The organism is Bacillus sp. FSL K6-2944 (assembly GCF_038005385.1).
GTDB classification, from domain to species: Bacteria; Bacillota; Bacilli; order Bacillales; family Bacillaceae_G; genus Bacillus_A; species Bacillus_A cereus.
Window position 1 is genome coordinate 2,932,135 of sequence record NZ_JBBOTE010000001.1, and the last position, 25,550, is coordinate 2,957,684.

Here is a 25,550-nt window from a genome sequence, read left to right on the forward strand (position 1 = left end):
TCCCTCGTCTAGTACATGTAGCAACAACGTATATACTTCCATAGTTTTTCTTATATTCGCTTATACGTCTTGTCAAAGCAATCGAATCAAAATAAAAAGCGTGTAAATCATAATTGATTTACACGCTTTTTCTATTCCATTACTTCGCTACTTCTTCAATAATTGCAACAACTAATTCTGCTGTTTTTGCTAATTCTTCAACAGGAATCTTCTCGTTTGTTGTATGAATTTCTTCATAACCAACCGCTAAGTTAACTGTTGGGATACCATGTCCTGCAATTACGTTTGCATCACTTCCGCCACCACTTTGGTGAAGAGAAGGTGTACGACCAATTTTTTCAGCTGCACGTTTTGCAACTTCTACAACGTGATCGCCATCAGCAAATTTAAATCCTGGGTACATAACGTTTACTTCAACGTCTGCATGACCGCCCATTTCTTTTGCAGTTGTTTCAAATGCTTCTTTCATTTTCGCAACTTGTGCTTCCATTTTCTCATTAATTAAAGAACGAGCTTCTGCAAAGATTTGTACATGATCGCAAACGATATTCGTTTGTGTACCACCTTCAAAACGTCCAATATTTGCAGTCGTTTCAGAGTCAATGCGACCAAGTGGCATCTTCGCAATTGCTTTCGCTGCGATAGTAATTGCAGATACACCTTTCTCCGGCGCTACACCAGCGTGAGCTGTTTTCCCGCGAATAATTGCGTTCACTTTCGCTTGTGTTGGAGCTGCAACAACGATTTCACCAACTTTTCCATCGCTATCTAATGCGTAGCCATATTTCGCTGTAATACGCTCACGGTCTAATGCTTTTGCACCAACAAGACCTGATTCTTCTCCGACTGTAATAATAAATTCTATTTTACCATGAGGGATATTTTTCTCTTTTAAAACACGGATTGCTTCGAACATTGATGCTAATCCAGCTTTATCATCCGCACCTAAAATTGTTGTACCATCTGATACGATATATCCATCTTTAATAGAAGGCTTAATTCCATTACCAGGAACTACTGTATCCATATGAGAAGTAAAGTAAATTGTATCAACACCATCTTTTGTTGCTGGTAAAGTACAAATTAAGTTACCTGCACCATGACCAGTTACAGCCATTGTGTCATCTTCAAATACTTCTACACCTAAATCTGTAAATTTCTTCGTTAATACTTTGCAGATTTCTGCTTCAAATTTCGTTTCAGAATCTACTTGTACTAATTCCATAAATTCATTTACTAAACGTTCTTGATTAATCATAAGACTGCGCCTCCTGCACTACCATTATGTATGTAACACTATTAATTATAACAGAATTTCGCAAAAGTTTCGAAATACAAGACAAAAAACAGATGGTTTACATGTCTAGATAACCATCTGCTTTCTATTACTCATTTAACAATACCCAGCGCATATGATCTTCCCACACGCCATTTACCATTAACATCTTCCTAGACACGCCTTCATATTGAAAACCTATCTTCGTTACTACTTGTATAGATGCTAAATTACGCGGCATAATCGGAGCTTCTATACGATGTAACTGAAATTCCCCAAAAGCAACTTGAATTGCTTTTCTAAGCGCTTCTGTCGTATACCCTTTGTTTAACTCTGCTTTATCTAATTTATAACTGAGTACACAAGATTGATAAATGCCACGAACGATTAAATTAAATGAAATACACCCAATTATTTTCGTATCATCACCCTTTTTAAAAATCCATAGTCTGATGATTTTCCCTTCTTCGAACTCTTTTCTATCCTTTTGCAACTTTTTCTTTTGATAATCTAGCGTAAAAAAATCATCCGGTCTATACTCTTCCCAAGCTTTTAAAAATTCACGATTTCTGTCGTAATATTGAAGAACTGTTTCAGCATACGACTCATCAATTTCCCTTAAGTATAAACGATCTGTTTCGTATATTTTCATCATCGTATCTCCATTCTTCAGCTTGCCCAACTAAAAATTAACAATATACCCTTTTACTATATTCTCTATACACACTCAAATTTCCTGTTATATTTTGCAATCCCCTCCCGAATTTTGTCCTCACTCTCCCCTTGTCCATAATTTCATTTCTCGTTACAATGAAATTGTACTGATTTGCAAGGAGGTATAACGATGCATAAAAAAGCTCAAAAAGTTATGGTTTATGTGATGCTGATTTCTATGCTTGTAACAACATTACTTGCTGGCGCGAGTATGTTTTGGTAAAAAGGGCGATGTGTTCGTCCTTTTTTTACTTTTTACACATGACAAAATAAACCATCTCGACATCGAGATGGTTTATTTTATATAAAACACAATCGCTACAATACTAAAGGAAAATGACATTACAAGTGCTATTACAAAACTTGTATATTGTTTCTGCTGAAATGCTCCAATAACAAAAGTTAGATTAAGTAATGCCATACATACAATCGCTACAAGATAAGAACATATATTAAAAGTTGCCAATATGAATGTAATAACAAATAGAAATCCCATAAAAAACTGCATATACGAAAGTTTTGGATTCAAGTACATATGAGCAACCCCTTTATCTAATTTTATCTTTCTATATTCTCATTAACGCACGGTTATGTACACATGTCAAGACAACTTATTATAATAGAAAAAGCCAACCTTTTGAAGTGACCCCTAAAAGTTAGACACGGTTATTTCATTAGGCAGCTCGATAAAAATGAGTCCGGTATTGCACCGGGCTCATTTTTAATTTTGCTTTTATCCGTTTTGTATTGTAATAATCTATATATTTTTCTAATTCTATTTTGAAGTGCTCTACACTTTCAAACTCTTTTATGTAGAGAAACTCAGACTTCATGATTCCAAAGAAATTCTCCATTACTGCGTTGTCATAACAGTTGCCTTTACGAGACATACTTTGTACGATACCTCTTTTTTGTAATGCGTGACGGTACTGTTTCATTTGATAATGCCACCCTTGATCTGAATGCATCATTAGTTGGTGATTTTCAGGTAAACCTTCTAATGCTGTCTCTAACATTTCTGAAACAAGTGAATACGTCGGTCTAGAGCCAATTGTATAGGTAATGATTTCACCATTATACAAGTCTAATACAGGTGATACATAAAGTTTCTCACCGAATAATTTAAATTCTGTAATATCGGTTACCCATTTTTCATTTGGCGTATCTGCCGTAAATTTACGCTCTAAAATATGAGATGCAATTTTACCGACTGTTCCTTTATAAGATTTATATTTTTTCATACGTACAAGACATTTTAAACCTAACTCTTTCATAATTCGTTGCACTTTTTTATGATTCACTATTTGATTACGATTGGCTAACTCATCACGAATACGACGATATCCATAACGACCTTCGTGTTCATCATAAATCGCTTTAATTTCTACTTTTAAATCGGCATCTGGATCGATTCTATCCATTTGTTTTACATAAAAATAATAGGTGCTTCGAGGGATATCCGCTAACTTTACTAATTCTTTCACTTGAAACTCATGCCTTAATTCATAGACTACTTGTGCCTTGTCTTGTTTGGTGATTTTTCCTTGTTTTGAACTAAGGCATTCAACTTTTTTAAATACGCATTTTCCATACGTAAGCGTTCTAATTCAGCTTGTAACGCTTCAACTGAACCTTCTGCCGGAATCTTTTTAGTATCATGTTTTGTGTTTTTATTTTTCATGGATGGACGCCCCTTTTTCTTTGGTTCAAGGGCATCTAAGCCACCTACTTCAAATTGCTTCTTCCATTGATAAACCGTTGTAAAAGAAGGAATCATGAAGATAGCCGCTGTATCCATTAACGATATACCCGATTGAGCCATAAAATTTAGTACGTCTAGTTTAAACTCTGCGGTGTAATTTGTATAGACCTCGTGTAAACCTTCTTCTCCATGGAGTTCGTATAAGCGTAACCAGTATTGAAATTGTGCCTTTGTAATATGCATCTGTTTTGCATATTCTGCTTGAGAAATTATTTTCGGATTAAATCCTTGAACGAGCGTTAACTTTAAATCCTTCGTAAATTTTGTCATACAAAAAACTGCACCTCCAATTGTTAGACTGTGTCTAACAATTGGGGTGCAGTTCATTTTCGTTGGCTTTTTCATATGCAACGGCTCCTTTTTCTTTTGCCAATTGCTGAAATGATTTTTTCGATTTCACAATCCATACTTTCGTTCCAATTGGAATGCGATCAAACAAATATTCCACATCGTTTTTCTTCATTCTTATACACCCTTGTGAAATATACTTTCCAATTGAACTCGGTTGGTTTGTTCCATGTATTCCATATTTACTTCCATCAGTTCCTCTTGCATTAAATCCAATCCACCTTGACCCAAGTGGATTTTTTGGCGACCCACCTGGAATATCCTTCGCAATATAATACGGATCCTTCGCTTTCATTACAACATCAAAAGTTCCTTCTGGAGTTAATTCATTCGTTTTCCCTGTCGCTACTGGAAAAACCTTTTGAATCTTCCCATCGTCAATGTAAGCTAATTTATTCGTTGCTTTATTTACAATAATAAAAGGATCTCCGGCACGTGGATTATCCCCAAGAGGCCAAATCGGCGATAAAGAAAGACATAATATGATAGAGAGAAGATACGGCATAGATAATTCCTACCTTCTATATAAGTTCTTTTATATTATCCTTTCCCTTAAAGCGACTTTTAATGAGTAAATATTGTTCCATTTCATACACAAGTTGAACAAGTTTCGCACGTATCTCAAATTCTTCGCGTGTAGCTGGTAATGGCATGTCTCTAAATAATTCCCTCATTTCTTGAAGCTGCCTTAAGGAAATAACGCCAGTACTCTCAGGGCTAATAGCATTACCAATGTTTTCAACAACATCTGCAATCATATCAGCTTGTTCATATGTCCATGATAAAGAAGCTGCTAGTGGTATCATTCGCTCTAAAATTTCGAATTGTTGCATACGCATATTAAAATAACGATAGTAATAATCATCTTCTCGCATAAATGCATTCTCAAGTTTTTTAAACGATAAATCTCTTGCTTCATTTAACATATTCTCGGTTTCAATGAGTTCTGCCCCACTCCAACTACTTTCTCGATTTCGTAAATACACAACCATTTCAAACAAAATCGTTTTAAAATTGCTCTCTATTTTATCCTGATACTCTTTTAGCTTAGTTTCACTACTCGGCATATACATATTTACTAATAACGCCACGCTAATCCCTATCGTTAATATAGCAATTTCATTTCCAACTATAAGCCATGTAATTTGCTTCAATGAATATAGATGCATAACAATAACTGAACTCGTGACAATGCCTTCTTGAATTTTAAGCATTACTGCAGTCGGAATAAATGTAAGTAACAATATGCTAATTGCAAGTGGTGTATAGCCGATCGTTTCAAAAATACAAAACGCGAATACCATTGATAATACACAAGCTAGAAAACGATGTAACGACACTTGAAGCGATTTGCGCTTCGTATTTTGTACACATAAAATAACTAAAATACCTGCTGAACTATAAAATTCCAACCCTAATAACTGAGCAATAAAAACTGCCGCGCCTGTCCCTATTGCTGTTTTTACTGTACGGTATCCAATTTTAAACATATCATTACTCCTATATGTATAAACGTATTTACAGCTAGTATAAAAAAAGGATGACACAATGTCATCCTTTTCTACTTATTATTCACATAACCTTTTCATATTACAATATTTTTTGTAAAAATTGTTGCGCACGTTCACTTTTCGGCGCTGCAAAAAATTCTTCTGGCGCACTATCTTCTACAAGCTTTCCTCCGTCCAAGAAAAGAACACGATCTGCCACTTCTTTTGCAAAGCCCATTTCATGTGTAACGATAGCCATCGTCATTCCTGTCGTAACTAACGATTTCATAACTTCTAACACTTCTTTCACCATCTCTGGATCTAGCGCCGATGTCGGTTCATCAAATAACATAACTTCGGGTTCCATTGCTAACGCTCTTGCAATTGCTACACGTTGCTTTTGTCCTCCCGAAAGACGATTTGGATACGTATCTTTTTTATCTACTAGTCCAACCTTTTCTAAAAGTTTCTCAGCTTTCTTTTCAGCTTCTTGCTTCGTTACTCCTTTTACATTGGTAGGAGCATACGTAATATTTTCTAATACAGTCATATGAGGAAATAAGTGAAAATGTTGAAATACCATACCGACATTTTCACGAACATGCATAACATTCGTTTTCGGATTCGTTACTTCTTCCGTTCCAATCCAAATGTGACCATCCGTTGGTGCTTCTAACATATTCATACAACGTAAAAATGTTGATTTTCCTGATCCAGAAGGTCCTATAATTGCAACTACTTCCCCTTTTTCAATCGTTGTTGTAATTCCTTTTAATACTTCGTTTTTACCAAATGATTTATGAAGGTTTTCAATTTTAATCACTTTTCTTCATTCTCCCTTCAATTGCCTTCCCGACTAATGTAAGAATAATGACTAACATATAATAAATCAGTCCAACAAAAAGTAATGGTTCAAGATATTTAAATGTCTCACCGCCTACGATGTAAGCACGACGCATTAAATCAGTCGCGCCTATTACTGTTACTACAGCCGATTCTTTCGTAAGTGTCGCAAATTCGTTCACAAGCGCTGGTAATATATTTTTTAATGCTTGAGGGAAAATAATATTTCTCATCATTTTTCCGTATGGTACCCCTAAAGCCATTGCTGCTTCTGTTTGTCCTTTATCAACCGCTTGAATACCAGCACGAATTACTTCTGACATGTATGCACCTGAATTCAAGCTAAATGCAAGTACAGCAGCTAAGAATGCTGGTATTTCATAACCAATTATTTGCGGGACACCGAAATAAATAATCATTAATTGCAATACAAGGGGTGTACCACGAAAAATTGATGTATAAAAATCTGCTGCTATATTTAATGCTCGTATTCTAGCAATTTTACAAAGTGCTAATAGCGTTCCTAAAATAAATCCTGCTAAAGCTGATACTGCTACAATTTTCAAAGTAACTTCTAAACCTTTTAGTATATATGGTATCGAAGGCGTAATCGCCGAAAAATCTAAGTTCATTCTTTTCATTCCCCTCACAGAAAAGTGAAAGGCAGCTTATTTTCCGCTGCCAAACCATTTCTTCACTAATTTATCCATTTCTCCATTTTCTTGCATTTTTTTAATTACTTTATTAAATTCAGCTGTTTTATCACTGTTTTTCGGAAGGGCAATTGCTGCTCCAACTTCTTCTGGCGCTTCTTTAATTTCAACTCCTTGTAAATCTTTCATTTTCTCTAAATAATTTTTAGCAACTGTGTCTTCTATAATTGCAGCGTCAAAACGACCAGCTTTAATTTCTTGTACGATTTCTGGTATACGGTCACGTCCCTCAACCTGGAAATCTACTTGTTTTTTAAATTCTGCTGCTTTCTCTTCTTGAATAGACCCTGTTTGTACTCCTACTTTTTTCCCTTTTAAATCCTCTACAGATTTAATGTTAGAATCCTTTTTAGAAACGACCATATTTTTCGCAACAAAATAAATATCTGTAAAATCAACATTATTTTTACGCTCTGCAGTTGGCGTCATGCCTGCCATTACGAAATCAACTTTTCCTGAACTAAGAGATGCTAATAAACCACCAAAATCCATATCTTTCACTTTCACTTCATACCCAAGTTCTTTTCCGATATATTTAGCAACATCAACATCAAAGCCGATAATTTCATCGCTCTTTGACGCATCTACATATTCATAAGGTTTATAATCTGCTGAAGTTCCCATTACGAGTACTTTTTTATTTCCTTTTGTTTCTTTCGATTCCCCATTACTACAAGCGCTGAATATACTTACAATTAAAATAAGTGCAAACGATATTGATACTAACTTCTTCATCTTTCTTCCCCCTAATGATGTATATTTAAAAGTTTAATAGAATATTTATTCGATGTTTGTATTGTATCAGCACTTTTATTTTTATGCAATATATAAAATAAAAATAAATAAAAAAGGCGGCACATCCACTTGATTGTGGACGTGCCGCCTTTTCTCTTATTTTTTATAGTTCTTCACAATTCTCTTCAAAATATGATTGTAGTTTCGCAATAACTTGCATCGGTTCATGACCTTCAATTTCATGACGCTCTACCATCGTTACAATTTTTCCATCTTTTAATAAAGCAAATGATGGAGAAGAAGGTGGGTACCCTTCGAAATATTCACGCGCTCTTGCTGTCGCTTCTTTATCTTGACCTGCAAACACCGTTACAAGGTGGTTAGGACGTTTATCATAATGTACGGAATGCGCAGCAGCAGGACGAGCAATACCACCTGCACAACCACATACAGAGTTTACCATTACAAGTGTTGTTCCATTTCTTTTAAACGCTTCTTCTACCGCTTCTGGCGTCGTCAATTCTGTATATCCAGCAGAGACAATCTCTTCACGCGCTTGGCGGACAACATCATTCATAAAAAAGTTAAAATTAATCACTCTTTTCCCTCCTCTAAAACTACCTATTTGTATCTTACCAGTTAATGTTTATGAAATACAAGTAAGTTTACTTGTATTTAAGTATAGAAAAGGTGTTAGAGCTCTTGCTCTAACACCTTTTCTTTAATGACCACGATGTTTTTGCTTTGCTTTTTGTACTTTCATTAAACGTCTTCTTTCTTTTTCAGCTTCTCGCTTCTCTTTAGACTGCACTTTCTTTTCTTGTTTATGCAATTCATAAGATAAACTAATCGCCTCTTGCGCCTTAGTAAAACGTTTAATATTTATTTCTTTTGCTGCTTGTCGTATGATACGCTTTATGTTTTTAGGACGCTGTTTTTCTTTAACTTCTACACCACATTTTGCAAAGTGCTGAAAATGCTCTAAAAGTGAACCATTCACAAACATAAGCACTTCTTCATCTGACGGTTCCGCCCCAAAAATATACCTCGCCCCATACAATTTCCCTTGTTCTTTACATGTAATGATTCCAACAAAAAATTGGCCATCGTGATATACTGTCAAATCCATTGACAGCCCCTCCTTTAAAAGATTAGAAATACAGGACATCCCGGAGGGGAAGGTTACTGACATGAAATCATGCGTCTGGACTACCAACCAGAACTGTGTTTTTGTATTTCTTTCACTATGATTATATCTTTTTTTCCATAATCTTCATATATTCAGCAATCATTTTTTTATGCGATCCTACAATATAGTCAGGTAGTTCTGTTACTGAAAAGAATTTAAGCTGAACTGCTTCTTCTTTATTCATAACAAAATGCCCTTCGTATTCATCTGTATAATAGGCGGTTGTTACAGATTGAAATTCATCACCGTTTGCTAATTTTGTAAAGTAGTTCGCTCCAGAAAATACATTGATTAGTCGCAAGTTCTTCACTTTTATTCCTGTCTCTTCATATACTTCACGATAAGCTGTTTCTTCTGGTGATTCACTAAGCTCCATTAGCCCGCCAGGTAGCCCCCATTTTCCGTACGGCTCTGTCCGCTGCTGCAATAAAACATATCCATTTTCATTTATAATGAGTACAACAGCACCAACTAAAATTAAAGGGCGATGACCAACTATTTTTCGTAATTCTTCTACATATCCCACCGTATCGCCTCCTTTTTCGTTGTCCACACTATTGTATCATATGTTCGAAACGACAAAATGCGTATATTTTTCATTTTTTTAACAAAATATTTATTTTATGTGATTCATCTACTGTAGCTAACATAATAGATTCCACTTCTGTACTCTCCTCTAGAAATTCTCTCGCCCAAGCTTCTGTTTTTCCTAATAATGCAAGAACATCTTTCTGTATCCTCCCATCCTTTACTAATACAAAAGAAACTGGAGATTTTTTTCCCGCCACTTTAAGATCAAGCCGCGAAACTGCTTCATATTCTGGATACCGAAATATAGAAACGACACCGTTTGCTTCCCATAATGCTAATTTAATCGTTTGAATATCGCTCACATTTCGCATACGAAGTTCCGAAAACAAATATTCCACGGTAATTCTCGCCTTTTTCAAATTGCTAAAATCAATGGAACCATTATGTATAAGAATGATAGGTGCTGGCTCTAAAAAACGTCTCCATCTATCCCATTTCAGCATTAAAACTGAGCTTATAATATGAAGTACAACGAGTATGAACGTTGTAATCATCGAGCCCAGTAACCCTACTTTTTCATCAGACAATGCGTTAGAAATATTCCCACCAAGCAATAACACTAATACAACATCTAAAAAACGAAGTTGTGCGATAGACCTTTGTCCCATCGCTTTCGCAACTAATATTAAAAATATGTATGCTATAATAGCCCGAATAACCCATTCACTACTAGAAAGATGCCGTGCTCCTTCAAAAATATGCATATGCATCACTTTGCACTCCTTACCCGTCTCAAACTGCTAACCTGTTTTAGTTTGCAACGTTTATGAGCATATATGTAAAAAAAGCTGGTTCGTTTAAAAACGAACCAGCTTTTTTTACTTAACTGAAAACATATATTTTTTATACGTTTTCCGTACCGATAGTATGAGCCCCATCATAATCATATTCGAGAATAAGGAACTTCCCCCATACGATAAGAAAGGTAATGCAATACCTTTTACAGGCATTAATCCAACGATCATACCGATGTTTTGGAATATTTGAACTGTTAATATACCGATCGATCCAGCGCATAATAATGTACCAAATAAATTATCAGCGGAATAACCAATAATAATTGTTCGATATAGTAGTAATAGGAACAAGAAGACAACTAAGGCTGCTACGATAAATCCACCTTCTTCGGCAATTGTAGCGAAAATAAAGTCAGTATGCTTCTCTGGGATATAGACGCTTCCTCCCCCAAACCCTTTACCTTCCATTCCTCCACTACCTACAGCTAAAATCGATTGTTGCGTTTGATAACCTTGATCTGCATTTTCAAATGGATTTAACCAACCTACAATACGCGACTGTTGGTGAGGTTTTAGTAAAGTAACTAAATTATTATAGAAAAAATCTTGATACTTAAAGAAAATAAATATTAAAGCAGATAATATGGTCAACGGAATAACTGTACATAATGCTATCAATTTCTTTTGAATACCTGACATAAATAGAATACATGCAATAGCAGCAGCATATAAGAACACCATACCTGTATCAGGTTGACTATATACAACCGCCATAGGTGGAAGTGACACTAGCATAATTTTACCTACTAGCTTTAAATCTGTTTGGAATGTCCTTGCCATATACTGTGCATTATGTTTTACTGCTATACTCGCTACTACAAGTAGCAATGCAATTTTGAAAAACTCAGACGGCTGAATTTGTCCAAATACTGGGAAAACAAACCATCTTTTTGCACCTAATTTTTCAGGTGTAAAACCTGATGGTGGTAATACTTTCAAAAGAATAAGTGAAGCAAACCCAGCAATATAAAGCGGCCAAGATAATTTTTGTAACTGATCTAAATCAATGCTTGCAACAAGAAGTAACAATACAACCCCAATTATGTAGTTAACACCTTGTTTCATAGCAAAGTTTGCAGCTCCATACTGTCCCGTTTGCTGACTGCTATATATAGCAGCTATACTCGTCACACATAGTGCACACAAAATTAAAATTAATTTTACATCTAAACTTTTTAGAAACTCGGTACTTCTTTTCATGACATCCTCCTGAAACATTGTTACGGCAAAAATAAAAAACCAGGAGTCAACATTCTTCATGTTTTGACGACTGATTACACATTATCTATAAAACACTTATATAGAATAACTCTCTTTTTCATACAATACAATATATTATACTACAGTTTCATCAGTAAGATTTGCCAAAAAAATTATTCTTTTCTTATTTTATATCCATATACCATATATCAGCAATGTATTTTCGTAAATTCCTAATACATAATCGTTTATTGTAAGATTACTGGGAAAGATATTTATACATATAGTAGGATGTAGATGAAGAAATAAGATAATAAAAAGCTCGCATAAGCGAGCTTTTTATTAATATACAGATGTATTATTTTCTGACATGTTTTCTAAAATTTCTTTAACACGCCCTAAGAACTTACCACAAATTAAACCATCAAGTACTCGGTGATCAAGTGATAAACATAAGTTAACCATGTCACGAGCACCGAACATACCATTATCCATAATTACTGGGCGCTTTACAATTGATTCAACTTGTAAAATAGCCGCTTGTGGGTAATTAATAATACCCATAGATTGAACAGAACCGAATGATCCTGTGTTATTAATTGTAAATGTTCCACCTTGCATTTCGTCTGCTTTTAACGATTTCGTACGTACTTTTCCTGCAAGTTCTGTAATTTCACGAGCGATACCTTTAATTGTTTTCTCGTCCGCTTGCTTAATTACTGGTACAAATAGTTCTTCCTCTGTTGCAACAGCGATAGAAAGGTTAATATCTTTCTTCTGAACAATTTTATCGCCAGCCCACATTGAATTAATTTGAGGATACTCTTTTAACGCTTGTGCTACTGCTTTTACGAAGAAAGCAAAGAACGTTAAGTTAAAGCCTTCACGCTTCTTAAAGTCACCTTTAATTGAGTTACGGTATGACACAAGGTTTGTCACATCTACTTCAATCATCATCCAAGCATGTGGTGCTTCATGTTTACTACGTAACATGTTTGCTGCGATCGCTTTACGCACACCTGTTACTGGAATTTCGATATCTCCAGGCATTGTAGGTACAGAAACTGGTTTCGCAGCTTCTACTTTTTGCGCTACTGGTGCTGCTTTTGGTGCTTCTGGTGCTTCTGGGCGAGCTTCTACTACTGCCGCTACAGCTTCCTCTTTCTTCGCTGCACCTGCTTGCGGAATATTTCCAGATTCCACTAGCTTTAAAATATCTTTACGAGTGATACGGCCGTTTGCTCCCGTACCTTCTACTAGATCTAAATCAACGTTATGCTCACCCGCAAGTTTTAACACAGCTGGTGAAAAACGTGGTTTTCCATCAGTTGGTTGTTTTACTTTCGGTGCTTTTTCAGACGTAGCTACTTCTGCCTTTGGTTCTTCTTTCGTTTTTTCTTCAACAGCTGTTGCTGCTACTTCATCTGCGCCTTCTACTTGAATCACACAAACTACTTCACCTACAGCTAACGTATCACCTTCACCAGCGATTAACTCTTTTACAATCCCCGTGAAAGAAGATGGTACTTCAGCATTTACTTTATCAGTCATTACTTCTGCAAGCGGATCATACTTGTTTACGTGATCGCCAACATTAACGAGCCATTTACTAATTGTGCCCTCTGTAACGCTCTCCCCGAGCTGAGGCATTGTAATATTTTCTACAGCCATGTATAGTCCCCCCGATTAAAATTCCGCAAGTTCACGCATTGCTTTTTCAACTTTATCTGGATTTACCATAAAGAATTTTTCCATTGTTGGTGCATATGGCATTGCTGGAACGTCTGGACCTGCAAGACGTGCGATTGGCGCATCTAAATCAAATAGACAGTTTTCAGCAATAATTGCTGCCACTTCACTCATAATGCTTCCTTCTTTATTGTCTTCTGTTACAAGAAGAACTTTACCTGTTTTAGAAGCTGCTTCAATGATTGCTTCTTTATCTAATGGATATACAGTACGTAAATCAAGAATGTGTGCAGAGATGCCATCTTGTGCTAACTTTTCAGCCGCTTGAAGAGCAAAATGAACACATAATCCGTACGTGATAACTGTAATATCATCACCTTCACGTTTTACATCTGCTTTTCCGATTGGTAATACGTAGTCATCCTCCGGCACTTCACCTTTAATTAAACGATATGCACGTTTATGTTCGAAGAATAATACTGGATCTTCATCACGAATGGCTGCTTTTAATAAGCCTTTTGCATCATATGGTGTAGAAGGGATAACAATTTTTAAACCTGGTTGGTTTGCAAACATCGCTTCTACAGATTGTGAATGATACAATGCACCGTGAACACCCCCGCCAAATGGTGCACGAATTGTAACTGGACAAGTCCAATCATTATTAGAACGATAACGAATTTTTGCTGCCTCAGAAACAATTTGGTTTACTGCTGGCATGATGAAATCAGCAAACTGCATTTCAGCGATTGGACGCATACCATACATTGCCGCACCAATTGCTACCCCAGCAATTGCAGATTCTGCAAGCGGTGCATCAAGCGCACGATCTTCACCAAATTGATCATACAAACCGTGTGTCGCTTTAAACACGCCACCTTTTTTACCAACATCTTCTCCTAAAACGAATACTTTCTCATCGCGTTCCATTTCTTCGCGCATTGCTAATGTAATAGCATCAATATAAGACATTACAGCCATGAAACGTTCCCCCCTATTCTGCGTATACGTGCTTCAATGCATCTTCAGGTGCTGCATACGGAGCATTTTCTGCATATTCTGTTGCTTCATTTACGATATGCATAATTTCGTCTAACATTTGTTTTTCCGATTCCTCAGTTAATACACCAGCTTCTTTTAAATAAGCCGCGAATGTTATAATTGAATCTTTTTTCTTTGCTTCTTCTACTTCTTCTTTATCACGATAAACACGATCATCATCGTCACTAGAATGTGCTGTTAAACGATATGATACTGTTTCAATTAAAGTTGGGCCTTCACCACGGCGACCGCGATCTGCTGCTTCTTTTACAGCTTTATATACTGCAAGCGGATCGTTTCCGTCTATTGTATATCCAGGCATACCGTAACCAATCGCACGATCTGATACGTTTTTACATGCTAATTGTTTTTCAACTGGAATAGAGATTGCATATTTGTTATTTTCACACATAAAAATAACAGGTAGTTTGTGTACACCAGCAAAGTTTGCCCCTTCATGGAAGTCACCTTGGTTTGAAGAACCTTCTCCAAATGTAACGAACGTTACTAAATCTTTCTTCTCCATTTTTCCAGCTAATGCAATACCAACTGCATGTGGTACTTGCGTTGTTACTGGAGATGAACCTGTAACAATACGATTTTTCTTTTGACCGAAGTGACCAGGCATTTGACGACCACCAGAGTTTGGATCTCCAGCTTTCGCGAAAGCAGACAACATAAGCTCTTTAGCTGTCATACCAAATGCTAGTACAACACCCATATCACGGTAGTATGGTAATGCATAATCTTTCTCTCTATCAAGAGCGAACGCCGCTCCAACTTGTGCAGCCTCTTGTCCTTGACAAGAAATTACGAATGGAATTTTACCAGCACGGTTTAATAACCACATACGTTCGTCGATTTTACGTGCAAGTAACATCGTACGGAACATTTCTAATACTTGCTCATCACTTAAGCCAAGCTCTTCATGGCGCTTTTCTTTTACTTCTGCCATTTTTCATAACCTCCTAAATCCACATTTTTATGCGTGTAACGCTCTTCCATCTACAGCAAGTGCTGCTTCACCAATCGCCTCAGATAATGATGGATGCGGATGAATTGTATGTGCTACTTCCCAAGGTGTTGCATCAAGTACTCTTGCAAGACCCGCTTCAGAAATCATATCTGTTACATGCGGTCCAATCATATGAACACCAAGAATGTCATTTGTCTCTTCATCAACTACAAGTTTTACGAAACCATCTGATTCTCCGTATACAAGTGCTTTTCCGATTGCGCGGAATGAGAACTTACCTACTTTTAACTTATAGCCTTTTTCTTTCGCTTCTTGTTCTGTTAAACCGACAGAAGCAACTTCCGGACTGCTATATACGCATTTTGATACCATAGAGTAATCGATTGGTGTAACTTCTTTCCCTGCAATATGTTCTACTGCAGCAATTCCTTCGTGAGAAGCAACGTGAGCGAGTTGCAGGCCACCGATTACATCTCCAATTGCGTAAATATGCGATTCTTTCGTTTGATAAAACTCATTTGTTTGAATGTATCCTTTTTCCACAACGATATCTGTATTCTCTAAGCCAATATTTTGCGTATTCGCTTGTCTTCCTACAGATACAAGCATTTTTTCTGCTTTAAATTCTTTATTTTCACCGTTGTGTTCAGCTTGGATTGTTACTCCATTATCTTTTACCAATGTTTCTGGTAATACTTTTGCACCAGTTACCACTTTAATACCTTTTTTCTTGAATAGACGTTGCATTTCTTTTGAAACGTCTTGATCTTCTAGTGGTAATATCGTTTTCGCATACTCTAATACTGTAACTTCTACACCGAAGTCAGCAAGCATAGATGCCCACTCAATACCGATTACACCGCCACCAACGATAATAATCGAACTAGGAAGCGTTTCCATTTTTAGAGCATGATCTGAAGACATTACGTACTCTCCGTCTAATTCTAAACCTGGTAATGAATTTGGACGAGAACCTGTTGCAATAAGTACATTTTTTGGAATTAACATTTCATTCTCTTCTCCACTTGCAAGTTCAACTGAAATTGTCCCTGGCATCGGAGAGAAAATAGATGGGCCAAGAATACGGCCAATACCTTCAAACACATCAATTTTACCTTGTTTCATTAAATGTTGAACGCCTTTATGAAGCTGCGTTACTATCTTCTCTTTACGCTCTTGTACTTTCGCAAAGTTTAGTTCTACATTGCTTGCAATAACTCCGAACTCTTCGCTTTTTTTAGCAGTTGCATATACTTCCGCACTACGTAAAAGAGCTTTACTAGGAATACATCCTTTGTGTAAACAAGTACCACCAAGATTTTCTTTTTCGACTAGTGCAGTTTTTAACCCTAGTTGTGATGCACGAATTGCAGCAACATATCCACCAGTACCGCCGCCAACGATGACTAAATCATATTCTTTTGCCATTATCTCAACCCCTAGCTACCGTTTCTTTTTCACGTACAACGTATTCTTTTGGAGCTTCTTCTTCACGTAATACACGAAGTGCTCCTTCTGCTAACGCTTCTAACTCATCTTCGCCTGGATGTACGATAACATCTGCAATCCAGTCCACTCGCTCTTTTATTTCATCGACAAGAATTTTACTGTATGCCAGTCCACCAGTTAATACGATTGCATCGATTTTCCCGTGAAGTACAGCGCTAGCTCCGCCAATCTCTTTTGCAACTTGATATGCCATTGCTTTATAAATAAGAGTTGCTTCAGGATCACCTTTTTCAACCATTTGCTCTACTTTAATCGCATCATTTGTACCGATTAAACTTACAAGTCCACCTTGTCCGACAAGTTTTTTAATCATTTCATCACGGTAATACTCACCAGAGAAACACATTTCTACTAGTTGCCCTACTGGTACTGTACCAGCGCGCTCTGGACTAAATGGTCCTTCTCCGTTTAAACCGTTATTCACATCGATTACTCTTCCTTTTTTATGAGCACCAACTGTAATACCGCCACCCATATGTGTAACTAATAAATTTAAATCCTCGTATTTGTGATTTAACTGTTCAGCTACTTTACGAGCAACTGCTTTTTGATTTAATGCATGGAAGATACTTTTGCGTTCCATACCAGCAATGCCACTTATACGAGCAACCGGCTCCATCTCATCTACAACGACAGGATCTACAATGAATGCAGGAATGTTTAATCCAGAAGCAATTTCATATGCTAAAATGCCTCCAAGGTTTGAAGCGTGATGACCGCTAAAGCCATTTTTCAAATCTTCTAACATCGCATCGTTTACTGTATACGTACCGCCTTCGATTGGACGAAGTAATCCACCACGCCCACAAACAGCGTTTAATTTTGAAATGTTAATACCATGAGAATGTAGAACTTCTAAAATCGTTTCTTTTCGAAACTCATATTGGTCGATAATTCTCTTATATTTTCCAATCTGTTCTACGTCATGACGAATCGTTTCTTCTAGAACGGGTCTTTCATTATCAAAAACACCAATTTTTGTGGATGTACTACCTGGGTTAATAACAAGAATTCGATTTACAGACAATGTTGCTACCTCCACTAATAAATTCAAAAGGAAGTGGAAACCTCATAAGAGGTAACCACACCTTTTGTAAAAGTTATATATGAATGATTAGCGACGGCTAATAATATCGTGACCGTTGCGTAAGTAAGTGCTACGAGAATTCTTCAAGCTTGCAATGCGCTCTTCAGCTAGACGATCTGCCGCTACATAAGTTGCTATGCCATCGCGTTTTGAAATTTCGATTACTTTTGCAATCGTGTCATAAATAGACTCAACACGTTTTAGTGCACGTTCTCTATTGTATCCATATAATTCGTCTGCTACGTTAATTACGCCACCTGCATTAATTACATAATCTGGTGCGTATACAATACCCATTTCATGAATGATGTCACCATGACGATCTTCTTTTAATTGGTTATTTGCAGAACCTGCGATTACTTTTGCTTTAAGTTGTGGAATAGTTTCATCATTAACTGTTGCGCCTAGTGCACATGGTGCGTAAATATCGCATTCAACACCGTAAATTTCATTTGGTTCAACTGCTGATGCACCGAATTCTTCTACAGCACGTTGTACAGCTTCTTTATTAATATCTGTAACGATTAATTTTGCTCCTTCAGCGTGTAAATGTTTGCATAGGTGATATGCTACGTTACCAACGCCTTGAACAGCAATTACTTTTCCTTCTAAATTGTCAGTACCGAAAGCTTCTTTTGCAGCTGCTTTCATACCACGGTAAACACCGTATGCAGTTACCGGAGATGGGTTACCAGAAGAACCGAATGATGGTGAGATACCTGTTACAAAGTCAGTTTCTTCATGGATAATATCCATATCATCTACTGTTGTACCAACATCTTCAGCTGTAATGTAACGTCCGTTTAGTCCTTGGATATAACGTCCTAGTGCACGGAACATTGCTTCGCTCTTATCTTTACGAGGATCACCGATAATTACTGTTTTCGCACCACCTAAGTTTAAACCAGCTGCTGCGTTTTTGTATGTCATCCCTTTTGCAAGACGCAATGCATCTTCAATCGCCGCTTCTTCAGAATCATATGTCCACATTCTTGTTCCACCAAGAGCCGGTCCAAGTGTTGTATCATGAATTGCAATAATTGCTTTTAAACCAGACTCTTTATCTTGACAAAATACTACTTGCTCATAATCATATTTTTCTAAGTATTCGAAGATTTCTAATGTCATTGTCGTTTCCCCCTAATGTTTTACCCTTTTTGGTTTATTTTGAAGCAGTCGCAACTGCCAATGCTAATGAATATACTTTTGTTTCTGCTGAATCAGCACGAGATGTTAAAACGATCGGTGCTTTTGCGCCAGCAATCATTGCTCCTACTTTTGCATCCGCAAAGTATACGAGTGATTTATATAGCACATTTCCAGCTTCAATCGTTGGGACGAGTAAAATATCTGCCTTACCTGCTACATCACTTACTATGCCTTTATGCTCTGCTGCAATTTGTGATACTGCATTATCTAAAGCAAGTGGTCCATCAACGATACAATCTTTAATTTGTCCGCGGCGATTCATTTGTGTTAACATCGCTGCATCAATTGTCGCCTGCATCGCTGGATTCACAACTTCTACTGCTGCAATTGGTGCCACTTTTGGCAAGTCGATTCCTATTGCCCGGGCAACTTCTACAGTATTTTGTATAATAGCAGCTTTTTGTGTTACATCAGGTGCGATGTTCATCGCTGCATCTGTAACGAAAATAAGACGATCGTAATTTGGAACTTCAAATGCTGCTACATGTGAAAGTACGCTACCTTTACGTAGGCCCCACTCTTTGTTTAACACAGCCTTCAAAATATTCGCTGTTGGGATGTTCCCCTTCATAAGCACGTCTGCTTCACCATTTCTCACAGCTTTAACAGAAAGTTCTGCAGCCTCTGCACTAGACATTGCTGCAATCACTTGAACATGTTCTGAAGTTTGTAAACCATGTTCTTGTAGCATCCCCATTATTTTTTCTTGATTTCCATATAGACGAAATTGAGCTAACTGTAATTTAATTGCTTTCGCTACAGCTTCAATTACTTCATGATCTTCAGCTACTGCTACAGCTACAGTTTTTTTAGGCTGCCCTGCTGCTTGATCAATTAAGTATTCTAACTTCATATTTTGTAATCAACCCTTTCCGTCGTCCCTCGTCTATTTATAAAGCAAATACCGTGCCAACTTTTAAAAGTGGTCTTACCAATAATGAAAACGCATTCAAAATGCAGTAAAATCAATACTTTGGAAAATAACAAAAGATTCTGTCTTATTTTGTCGCTTTTTGTATACCATGCAATAAATTGCACGGTACGCAATTTATTGCATGCTATTTTTTGCATGGTCATACTTTTCTAGCTTGTAATATAAATTTCGAACGGAAATTCCTAACGCTTTTGCAGTTTGCGTTTTATTCCCATCAAATCTCTCCAAATATTCATGAATAATATTCCCTTCAAACTCTGTCACTAAATGTTCAAGTGGCTTTTCTTCTAATTCAGGTAATAAATGAGATTGCTTTGACTCCACCTGCTCTTCGTTATGTAATGGCGGTAAATGGTGTACATCAATATAGGTCTCGTTATAATTCATAAAGATAATAGCTCTTCCCAGAATATTTTCAAGTTCCCTCACATTCCCTGGCCATTCGTATGATTGTAAATATAAAATGGCTGAATCAGTGAGCCCTTCTACATTACGACCGTAATCTTGATTAATTTTTTGAATCAATCTGTCCGCAATTGTCGGTATATCTCCTTTACGTTGACGAAGAGATGGAATTTGAATTGGGATTTTATTTAATCGATAATATAAATCCTCCCTAAACTTCCCTTCTAGAATAGCCTTTTCTAAATTCACATGCGTCGCTGCAATTACTCGAACATTAATAGGTATCGCTTTCGTTCCACCAACTTTTACAATTTCTTTTTCCTGCAGTACACGAAGGAGTTTCGCTTGTGTATTTGCAGATAACTCCCCTATTTCATCTAAAAAAATACTACCGTTATTTGCTTCCTCAAAGAACCCACGTTTCCCGCCTCTTTTCGCTCCAGAAAACGCCCCTTCCTCATAACCAAATAATTCACTTTCTAACAACGTCTCCGAAATGGCCGCACAGTTTACACGGACGAACTTATTGTATTTTCGATTACTTCCATTATGGATTGCATGTGCAAACAATTCTTTACCAGTCCCAGATTCACCGCGTAACAGCACTGTTGCTGGTGTATTTGCTCCTAGCTTCGCCTGTTCGATAGCTGCCGTTGTTTCATCTGAATTCCCGACAATATCATCAAATGAATATTTCGCTTCTAATGTGCGAATAATTTGCCTTGCTCTATTCAATTCATTTGTTAACTTTTGAATTTCCGACACGTCACGGATAACGCCGACGCTTCCTTTCAATATTCCATCCACAATGACTGGTGCCACGTTTACAATTACATCGCGCTTTTTTTGCCCAATCTTCATATGTATTCCGCGCACCGCACGACGCGTTCGAAGTACTTTCATATGCATACTTTCGCCTTCTACAATATCAGTTGTAGCAGGCTTCCCAATAATATCTTCTTCTGTTAAACCCGTTAATTTCGTATATGCCGGGTTAATGACTAAACCTCTTCCTTTTTCATCCACAACCGAAATTGCTTCTTCAGATGAGTTAATAATTGCCTCTAATAGTGTTTGAATCTCCTTTAAATCTGTAACTTCTTCCGCTAAATCTACAACTTCTGTTATATCTTTAAAAATTGCAAATGCCCCTTGTACCTCTCCGCCCTCTTTTAATATCGGTATACGCGTTGTAATAATTTTCTTTCCATTCTCTAATGTTAGTTCATAATTTACTTCTATTTGTTTCGTACGTATAATGCGAAGTAATTTACTAGTTGGAATGACTTCTAAAATATATTTTCCTATCGCCTCTTCTTTTTTATATCCGATAATACGCTCTGCACTTTTATTAAAAAGACGAACTTGTCCCTCTCGATCAATTACGATCATGCCGTCATGTGTAGAATTTAAAATTAATTCTCCTTGTTGCGTTTGTTCCTCTAATCGCCCAATCAGCCCTTCCTTCTCATGCGCTAATCCTGTAACAATTTTTGCGATATCACCTGGTATAAGAAGAGTGTCTTTTTTCTTTTTTTCCAATAAAACCTTATGCACATCATCTTCACCTGTCATATCAAATATTACATCGATATGCATAGAAAGAAATGGAGTTACACTTTCTCCAATTGCAATCCCGTATTCCTTAGCAATTTGTAGTCCTTTTGCCAACGGATTTATATCAATAATCCCTATAATTTGAAATATATTCGAACTTTGTAACAGATTCAGCAGTGCGCTCCCGCCTTCACCTGCACCAACAATTAATACTTTTTGTTTCATATATCCCACTTCCTCTCGAAGTAACTCTGCAAATTTTTTCACACCTTTATCTTACTCGTTCAGCACCCTCTTGACAAACCCCCTTTTCTTATAACATCATTAAAATATACGAAATAATCTGAAAAGGAGCGTTATGTATGCAGCGTTACGTTGCTCTACTATTAGCACTCATCCCTATTTCATTAGCTGTGTTTGGTATAAAGTTAATGAGAGATACTGTATTCGGGATTCTATTTCCACCAATCTCTATACTGTGGTTACAATTTTTAATCGGCGCTCTCTGCTTCGGGCTCGGGTTTTATATCTTCGGTGGCTTCGTCTTGCACCGAGACCGTAAACGAAATAAAGTACAAGCTCGCTTTAGAAGATAGGAATGCCCCACTATTTATAAATAAAAAAATGAGACCGTTACACGCGGTCTCATTTTTTTATTGGCATTAACGTTCTGGCCGTTTCAGGGTAATCAGTAATAATCGCCGATATATTCATATCAAAATATTTACGCATAAGCGTTTCTTCATTAATTGTATAAGGGCGAACCTCTACACCACTTTCCATCGTTAGTTCGGCAATAGCATCTTGAAGGTAACGATAATTCGGATGTACTGCTGTAGCGCCCATTTTTTTCGCGTATGCCCACGGACTATGCAAACCTTCGCGATATAAAATTGCTGTTTGAATATCAGGAGCCATCATATGGCACCGTTTCATACTGTAGTGATTAAACGAAGAAAATATAACACGATCCTCTAGACTAAATTTCCGTACAAGCGTTATAACTTCTTCCTCTAAACCTCTGTATGGAATTTTATTATTTTTAAGTTCAATATTAAGTAGCAAACTCGTTTGTGCAAGCCATTCTAATACCTCTTCTAAAAGTGGTATTTTACAAAAACCTACTTTATCACCAAATTTATAACTTGCATCTAACTTGCATAAGTCCTCATATACATAATTCCGAACCGCACCTTTTCCATTTGTTGTCCGGTCCACCGTTTCATCATGAATGACGACAACTTTTCCGTCTTTCGTTAATTGAACATCAAGTTCAATTCCATCCGCTCTAAAAGACTCAGCCGCTTCAAATGAAATCATTGTATTTTCTGGGTACGTTCCAGCCGCACCACGATGTGCAAATATAAGAGTCATCCTCACTCCCCCAATCTTATGCTATACTATACGAAAAAGGAGGTACTTCTATGAGACCATTACAAATCTCTCCAGATACTGCAGTCCGCTTATCAAAAGCACTAGGTGTTCCACTTGAACAACTCATGCATATGCCGCAGCACATTTTAATTCAAAAGCTAGTTGAATTAGAAAAACAAAATAAAGACGAAGAATAATACAGTCCTGTTTTGCAGGACTTTTTATTATTTTCTATTATATCACGGATGCCTTTCCTACTAAAATCCTTTAACAGATGTACTACGATGTGATTTAGCCGTTCCTTCATCATTTAATAATGAATCACATCTTTTCTTTTTTTGTTACACGTCATAAAGAAAGCAGACCATTTATTTATAAGTCCCATTACGTCCTTAAAACACGATAATAAAAAAACTAGAGAAGTCCTTTATATTATTTTTTATTGAACGTGCGGAGCATCCCCTGATTCGTATAGTTCTTTCGCTTTTTCCTCCCCGAATGTAGTTAAAATATAATGTTGCTCTTCTAATGCATCCATTGCTCTAGTTACTTTACAAACGCTATCTTCTTGAGCATCCGAGAAATAATTGTGATCTTCTACAATTTTACTAAAATCTTTTTTCGCCCATCTATCAGCAATTGCTAAAAGTTCATTTTTCTTCGTAAAGCTACTCTTATTTATAATTTCTTTTAATTTTTTAGCATTACTTTGAATCATTGGGATAGAGCCCGATTTTCGTTCTGCCACCACTTTTTGATGAGTCATGCGATGCATCGCTGTAATGACTTCGCTTTCAGTAGAATTTTCAGTAACATACACATCAACAAAGACCCCATCCACCTCTCTACCTACTATTGTTTGGTCTTCTTTTTTATCTATTTGAGCGCTCACTTCTTTATCTACTGGATTATCTGCAAGTTCTAACATTCCAAATGTAACTGCAATAGCAAGAACTCCCATAGCTGCTACTATCCCTAGCCAAGTTGAAATTTTATTTTCCATTCCCCTTCTCCCTATCTATATCTATTTTATTGCCTTATAAAAAACTCACTTACATGTAATATTACTGAAAATAGGTTTTATTTTCCACACTATCAAATAATCTCTTTTTCTCAACAAAATAAAAAGACCAACGAATTATAACATTCATTGGTCTTTCATTAAAAAGTTTATTGGCTTTAAAATTAACATCGAGCATAGCGTTCCAGCATACATCGGTTTTACTAAAACGAAAACCCATTGCTACTTCTACTCTCAGCTAGCTTTATGTTCAAGTCTCAGCTTATCCGCAACCATTGCGATAAACTCAGAGTTCGTAGGTTTTGCTTTTGACATGGATACTGTATAACCGAATAAGGACGAAATAGAATCAATATTCCCACGGCTCCAAGCTACTTCAATCGCGTGACGAATTGCGCGCTCCACACGGCTTGCTGTTGTATTATATTTCTTTGCGATATCTGGATACAATACTTTCGTAATCGATCCTAATAATTCGATATCGTTGTATACCATGGAGATTGCTTCTCGTAAATACATATATCCTTTAATATGAGCGGGTACACCAATTTCATGAATGATACTCGTAATACTCGCATCTAAGTTTTTCGGTTTTCCATCTACTGTTGTTGCTGATCGGAATGATGGTAGTGGACGTTTAATCATAGCGTTTGCTTTACCACTCACTTGACGAATATGACTCGTTAAATTCTCCATATCAAATGGTTTTAATATGAAATATGAGGCACCTAAGTCAACTGCTTTTTTCGTCACATCTTCTTGGCCAAATGCTGTCAACATAATTACGCTAGGCTGTTTTAACCTTTCAATATGTCGCATTTTCTCCAATACAGCTAAACCATCTAAGTGTGGCATAATAATGTCTAAAACGAGTACATCAGGTTGCTTATCTGTTAATAAGTTTAAACACTCTTGACCATTATAAGCAGTACCAATTACTTCCATATCATCTTGAGCGGCTACATAGCTCTCTAACATTGATACTAGTTCTTTATTATCATCCACAAGACATACTTTAATTTTCTCCACAGCTTTTCCTCCCTTACCGAATCGATTCTCCGACATGTGTATCCTTCTAGGCTACATGAAT

General features: G+C 36.7%; 28 protein-coding genes. 3 read left to right on the top strand and 25 right to left on the bottom strand.

Annotation, left to right across the window (positions count from 1 at the left end):
* Nucleotides 1-139 precede the first annotated feature (139 nt).
* Nucleotides 140-1,258: a tripeptidase T gene (locus MHH55_RS14795; protein ID WP_000609803.1), complete on the bottom strand. Its 1,119-nt coding sequence runs from the start codon at nucleotides 1,256-1,258 to the stop codon at nucleotides 140-142.
* A 127-nt stretch (nucleotides 1,259-1,385) separates the two neighbouring features.
* Nucleotides 1,386-1,931 carry a GNAT family N-acetyltransferase gene (locus tag MHH55_RS14800; protein ID WP_001987197.1) on the bottom strand — a complete coding sequence of 182 codons (546 nt, stop codon included), beginning with the start codon at nucleotides 1,929-1,931 and terminating at the stop codon, nucleotides 1,386-1,388.
* A 189-nt stretch (nucleotides 1,932-2,120) separates the two neighbouring features.
* On the opposite strand from MHH55_RS14800, the gene prli42 reads away from it, so the two are divergent.
* Nucleotides 2,121-2,213: a stressosome-associated protein Prli42 gene (prli42, locus tag MHH55_RS14805; RefSeq protein WP_000549040.1), complete on the top strand. Its 93-nt coding sequence runs from the start codon at nucleotides 2,121-2,123 to the stop codon at nucleotides 2,211-2,213.
* Nucleotides 2,214-2,285: 72 nt separating this feature from the next.
* Here the strand turns inward: prli42 and MHH55_RS14810 are convergent, their stop codons facing one another.
* The 20 genes from MHH55_RS14810 to MHH55_RS14905 form a co-directional block, all read right to left on the bottom strand.
* Nucleotides 2,286-2,525, bottom strand: a complete 240-nt coding sequence (locus MHH55_RS14810) for a DUF3894 domain-containing protein (RefSeq protein ID WP_000281167.1) — start codon at nucleotides 2,523-2,525, stop codon at nucleotides 2,286-2,288.
* Nucleotides 2,526-2,664: 139 nt separating this feature from the next.
* Nucleotides 2,665-4,022, bottom strand: a protein-coding gene (locus MHH55_RS14815) for an IS3-like element ISBce18 family transposase (RefSeq protein ID WP_139362596.1) whose coding sequence is annotated in 2 segments (ribosomal slippage) — nucleotides 2,665-3,566 and nucleotides 3,566-4,022 — 1,359 coding nt in all. Because the reading frame shifts where the segments join, the coding sequence is not laid out codon by codon here.
* Nucleotides 4,023-4,056: 34 nt separating this feature from the next.
* Nucleotides 4,057-4,605, bottom strand: a complete 549-nt coding sequence (locus MHH55_RS14820; protein WP_078186516.1) for a L,D-transpeptidase — start codon at nucleotides 4,603-4,605, stop codon at nucleotides 4,057-4,059.
* Nucleotides 4,606-4,621: 16 nt separating this feature from the next.
* On the bottom strand, nucleotides 4,622-5,590 hold the full coding sequence (locus MHH55_RS14825; protein WP_000472676.1) for an aromatic acid exporter family protein: 969 nt from the start codon (nucleotides 5,588-5,590) through the stop codon (nucleotides 4,622-4,624).
* Nucleotides 5,591-5,690: 100 nt separating this feature from the next.
* The gene (locus MHH55_RS14830; RefSeq protein ID WP_000590206.1) at nucleotides 5,691-6,413 is read right to left on the bottom strand and encodes an amino acid ABC transporter ATP-binding protein; all 723 of its coding nucleotides are present in this window, start codon (nucleotides 6,411-6,413) and stop codon (nucleotides 5,691-5,693) included.
* On the bottom strand, nucleotides 6,406-7,065 hold the full coding sequence (locus MHH55_RS14835) for an amino acid ABC transporter permease (RefSeq protein WP_001046916.1): 660 nt from the start codon (nucleotides 7,063-7,065) through the stop codon (nucleotides 6,406-6,408). The genes MHH55_RS14830 and MHH55_RS14835 overlap by 8 nt, the downstream gene beginning before the upstream one ends.
* Before the next feature lie 36 nt (nucleotides 7,066-7,101).
* A complete protein-coding gene (locus MHH55_RS14840) occupies nucleotides 7,102-7,881 on the bottom strand; it encodes a transporter substrate-binding domain-containing protein (RefSeq protein WP_000737675.1) in 780 nt (259 codons plus the stop codon).
* 163 nt (nucleotides 7,882-8,044) lie between these two features.
* Complete coding sequence (locus tag MHH55_RS14845) at nucleotides 8,045-8,458, bottom strand: BrxA/BrxB family bacilliredoxin (protein WP_001979317.1); 414 nt, start codon at nucleotides 8,456-8,458, stop codon at nucleotides 8,045-8,047.
* Between the two features lie 144 nt (nucleotides 8,459-8,602).
* A complete protein-coding gene (locus tag MHH55_RS14850; RefSeq protein WP_000366599.1) occupies nucleotides 8,603-9,010 on the bottom strand; it encodes a YjdF family protein in 408 nt (135 codons plus the stop codon).
* A gap of 121 nt (nucleotides 9,011-9,131) precedes the next feature.
* Nucleotides 9,132-9,596, bottom strand: coding sequence for an NUDIX hydrolase (locus MHH55_RS14855; RefSeq protein ID WP_078186517.1), 465 nt, complete (start codon nucleotides 9,594-9,596; stop codon nucleotides 9,132-9,134).
* A gap of 70 nt (nucleotides 9,597-9,666) precedes the next feature.
* Entirely contained in the window at nucleotides 9,667-10,371 is a 705-nt protein-coding gene (locus MHH55_RS14860; protein WP_000550974.1) for a DUF421 domain-containing protein, read from the bottom strand.
* Nucleotides 10,372-10,479: 108 nt separating this feature from the next.
* Complete coding sequence (locus MHH55_RS14865) at nucleotides 10,480-11,658, bottom strand: FtsW/RodA/SpoVE family cell cycle protein (protein ID WP_000831181.1); 1,179 nt, start codon at nucleotides 11,656-11,658, stop codon at nucleotides 10,480-10,482.
* A 342-nt stretch (nucleotides 11,659-12,000) separates the two neighbouring features.
* Nucleotides 12,001-13,329, bottom strand: coding sequence for a dihydrolipoamide acetyltransferase family protein (locus MHH55_RS14870; protein ID WP_078186518.1), 1,329 nt, complete (start codon nucleotides 13,327-13,329; stop codon nucleotides 12,001-12,003).
* A gap of 15 nt (nucleotides 13,330-13,344) precedes the next feature.
* Nucleotides 13,345-14,328 carry a 3-methyl-2-oxobutanoate dehydrogenase subunit beta gene (gene bfmBAB, locus MHH55_RS14875; protein ID WP_000290071.1) on the bottom strand — a complete coding sequence of 328 codons (984 nt, stop codon included), beginning with the start codon at nucleotides 14,326-14,328 and terminating at the stop codon, nucleotides 13,345-13,347.
* Between the two features lie 13 nt (nucleotides 14,329-14,341).
* Entirely contained in the window at nucleotides 14,342-15,343 is a 1,002-nt protein-coding gene (gene bfmBAA, locus MHH55_RS14880; RefSeq protein WP_000852551.1) for a 3-methyl-2-oxobutanoate dehydrogenase subunit alpha, read from the bottom strand.
* A 27-nt stretch (nucleotides 15,344-15,370) separates the two neighbouring features.
* A complete protein-coding gene (gene lpdA / locus MHH55_RS14885) occupies nucleotides 15,371-16,792 on the bottom strand; it encodes a dihydrolipoyl dehydrogenase (RefSeq protein WP_001051289.1) in 1,422 nt (473 codons plus the stop codon).
* Between the two features lie 4 nt (nucleotides 16,793-16,796).
* A complete protein-coding gene (buk, locus tag MHH55_RS14890) occupies nucleotides 16,797-17,900 on the bottom strand; it encodes a butyrate kinase (protein WP_000115781.1) in 1,104 nt (367 codons plus the stop codon).
* An 87-nt stretch (nucleotides 17,901-17,987) separates the two neighbouring features.
* Nucleotides 17,988-19,088, bottom strand: a complete 1,101-nt coding sequence (locus MHH55_RS14895; protein ID WP_000171355.1) for a leucine dehydrogenase — start codon at nucleotides 19,086-19,088, stop codon at nucleotides 17,988-17,990.
* Between the two features lie 34 nt (nucleotides 19,089-19,122).
* Nucleotides 19,123-20,022 carry a phosphate butyryltransferase gene (gene yqiS / locus MHH55_RS14900; protein ID WP_000764678.1) on the bottom strand — a complete coding sequence of 300 codons (900 nt, stop codon included), beginning with the start codon at nucleotides 20,020-20,022 and terminating at the stop codon, nucleotides 19,123-19,125.
* A gap of 195 nt (nucleotides 20,023-20,217) precedes the next feature.
* Nucleotides 20,218-22,290 (bottom strand): sigma-54 interaction domain-containing protein, encoded by a 2,073-nt coding sequence (locus tag MHH55_RS14905; RefSeq protein WP_033666632.1) that lies wholly within the window; start codon nucleotides 22,288-22,290, stop codon nucleotides 20,218-20,220.
* A 137-nt stretch (nucleotides 22,291-22,427) separates the two neighbouring features.
* On the opposite strand from MHH55_RS14905, the gene MHH55_RS14910 reads away from it, so the two are divergent.
* Nucleotides 22,428-22,661 carry a DUF2627 domain-containing protein gene (locus MHH55_RS14910; RefSeq protein ID WP_001190211.1) on the top strand — a complete coding sequence of 78 codons (234 nt, stop codon included), beginning with the start codon at nucleotides 22,428-22,430 and terminating at the stop codon, nucleotides 22,659-22,661.
* 49 nt (nucleotides 22,662-22,710) lie between these two features.
* Here the strand turns inward: MHH55_RS14910 and MHH55_RS14915 are convergent, their stop codons facing one another.
* On the bottom strand, nucleotides 22,711-23,439 hold the full coding sequence (locus tag MHH55_RS14915; protein ID WP_000172575.1) for a glycerophosphodiester phosphodiesterase: 729 nt from the start codon (nucleotides 23,437-23,439) through the stop codon (nucleotides 22,711-22,713).
* Nucleotides 23,440-23,489: 50 nt separating this feature from the next.
* Between MHH55_RS14915 and MHH55_RS14920 the strand changes: the two genes are divergently transcribed.
* Complete coding sequence (locus MHH55_RS14920) at nucleotides 23,490-23,636, top strand: YycC family protein (RefSeq protein ID WP_001247671.1); 147 nt, start codon at nucleotides 23,490-23,492, stop codon at nucleotides 23,634-23,636.
* Between the two features lie 242 nt (nucleotides 23,637-23,878).
* Here MHH55_RS14920 and MHH55_RS14925 read toward each other — a convergent pair whose 3' ends face one another.
* Together MHH55_RS14925 and spo0A are read right to left on the bottom strand one after the other, a co-directional pair.
* Nucleotides 23,879-24,442: a PRK06770 family protein gene (locus MHH55_RS14925; RefSeq protein ID WP_000428229.1), complete on the bottom strand. Its 564-nt coding sequence runs from the start codon at nucleotides 24,440-24,442 to the stop codon at nucleotides 23,879-23,881.
* Nucleotides 24,443-24,694: 252 nt separating this feature from the next.
* Nucleotides 24,695-25,489 carry a sporulation transcription factor Spo0A gene (gene spo0A, locus MHH55_RS14930; RefSeq protein WP_011110369.1) on the bottom strand — a complete coding sequence of 265 codons (795 nt, stop codon included), beginning with the start codon at nucleotides 25,487-25,489 and terminating at the stop codon, nucleotides 24,695-24,697.
* Between the last annotated feature and the right edge of the window lie 61 nt (nucleotides 25,490-25,550).

Coding starts and splice junctions, on each gene's coding strand:
- MHH55_RS14870 (WP_078186518.1), bottom strand. CDS start 13,329: ATGGCTGTAGAAAATATTACAATGCCTCAGCTCGGGGAGAGCGTTACA.
- MHH55_RS14795 (WP_000609803.1), bottom strand. CDS start 1,258: ATGATTAATCAAGAACGTTTAGTAAATGAATTTATGGAATTAGTACAA.
- MHH55_RS14915 (WP_000172575.1), bottom strand. CDS start 23,439: ATGACTCTTATATTTGCACATCGTGGTGCGGCTGGAACGTACCCAGAA.
- MHH55_RS14910 (WP_001190211.1), top strand. CDS start 22,428: ATGCAGCGTTACGTTGCTCTACTATTAGCACTCATCCCTATTTCATTA.
- MHH55_RS14835 (WP_001046916.1), bottom strand. CDS start 7,065: ATGAACTTAGATTTTTCGGCGATTACGCCTTCGATACCATATATACTA.
- MHH55_RS14810 (WP_000281167.1), bottom strand. CDS start 2,525: ATGTACTTGAATCCAAAACTTTCGTATATGCAGTTTTTTATGGGATTT.
- bfmBAB (WP_000290071.1), bottom strand. CDS start 14,328: ATGGCTGTAATGTCTTATATTGATGCTATTACATTAGCAATGCGCGAA.
- MHH55_RS14840 (WP_000737675.1), bottom strand. CDS start 7,881: ATGAAGAAGTTAGTATCAATATCGTTTGCACTTATTTTAATTGTAAGT.
- prli42 (WP_000549040.1), top strand. CDS start 2,121: ATGCATAAAAAAGCTCAAAAAGTTATGGTTTATGTGATGCTGATTTCT.
- MHH55_RS14820 (WP_078186516.1), bottom strand. CDS start 4,605: ATGCCGTATCTTCTCTCTATCATATTATGTCTTTCTTTATCGCCGATT.
- MHH55_RS14905 (WP_033666632.1), bottom strand. CDS start 22,290: ATGAAACAAAAAGTATTAATTGTTGGTGCAGGTGAAGGCGGGAGCGCA.
- lpdA (WP_001051289.1), bottom strand. CDS start 16,792: ATGGCAAAAGAATATGATTTAGTCATCGTTGGCGGCGGTACTGGTGGA.
- MHH55_RS14925 (WP_000428229.1), bottom strand. CDS start 24,442: ATGGAAAATAAAATTTCAACTTGGCTAGGGATAGTAGCAGCTATGGGA.
- MHH55_RS14895 (WP_000171355.1), bottom strand. CDS start 19,088: ATGACATTAGAAATCTTCGAATACTTAGAAAAATATGATTATGAGCAA.
- MHH55_RS14845 (WP_001979317.1), bottom strand. CDS start 8,458: ATGAATGATGTTGTCCGCCAAGCGCGTGAAGAGATTGTCTCTGCTGGA.
- MHH55_RS14920 (WP_001247671.1), top strand. CDS start 23,490: ATGAGACCATTACAAATCTCTCCAGATACTGCAGTCCGCTTATCAAAA.
- MHH55_RS14860 (WP_000550974.1), bottom strand. CDS start 10,371: ATGCATATGCATATTTTTGAAGGAGCACGGCATCTTTCTAGTAGTGAA.
- yqiS (WP_000764678.1), bottom strand. CDS start 20,022: ATGAAGTTAGAATACTTAATTGATCAAGCAGCAGGGCAGCCTAAAAAA.
- MHH55_RS14800 (WP_001987197.1), bottom strand. CDS start 1,931: ATGATGAAAATATACGAAACAGATCGTTTATACTTAAGGGAAATTGAT.
- bfmBAA (WP_000852551.1), bottom strand. CDS start 15,343: ATGGCAGAAGTAAAAGAAAAGCGCCATGAAGAGCTTGGCTTAAGTGAT.
- MHH55_RS14825 (WP_000472676.1), bottom strand. CDS start 5,590: ATGTTTAAAATTGGATACCGTACAGTAAAAACAGCAATAGGGACAGGC.
- MHH55_RS14850 (WP_000366599.1), bottom strand. CDS start 9,010: ATGGATTTGACAGTATATCACGATGGCCAATTTTTTGTTGGAATCATT.
- MHH55_RS14865 (WP_000831181.1), bottom strand. CDS start 11,658: ATGAAAAGAAGTACCGAGTTTCTAAAAAGTTTAGATGTAAAATTAATT.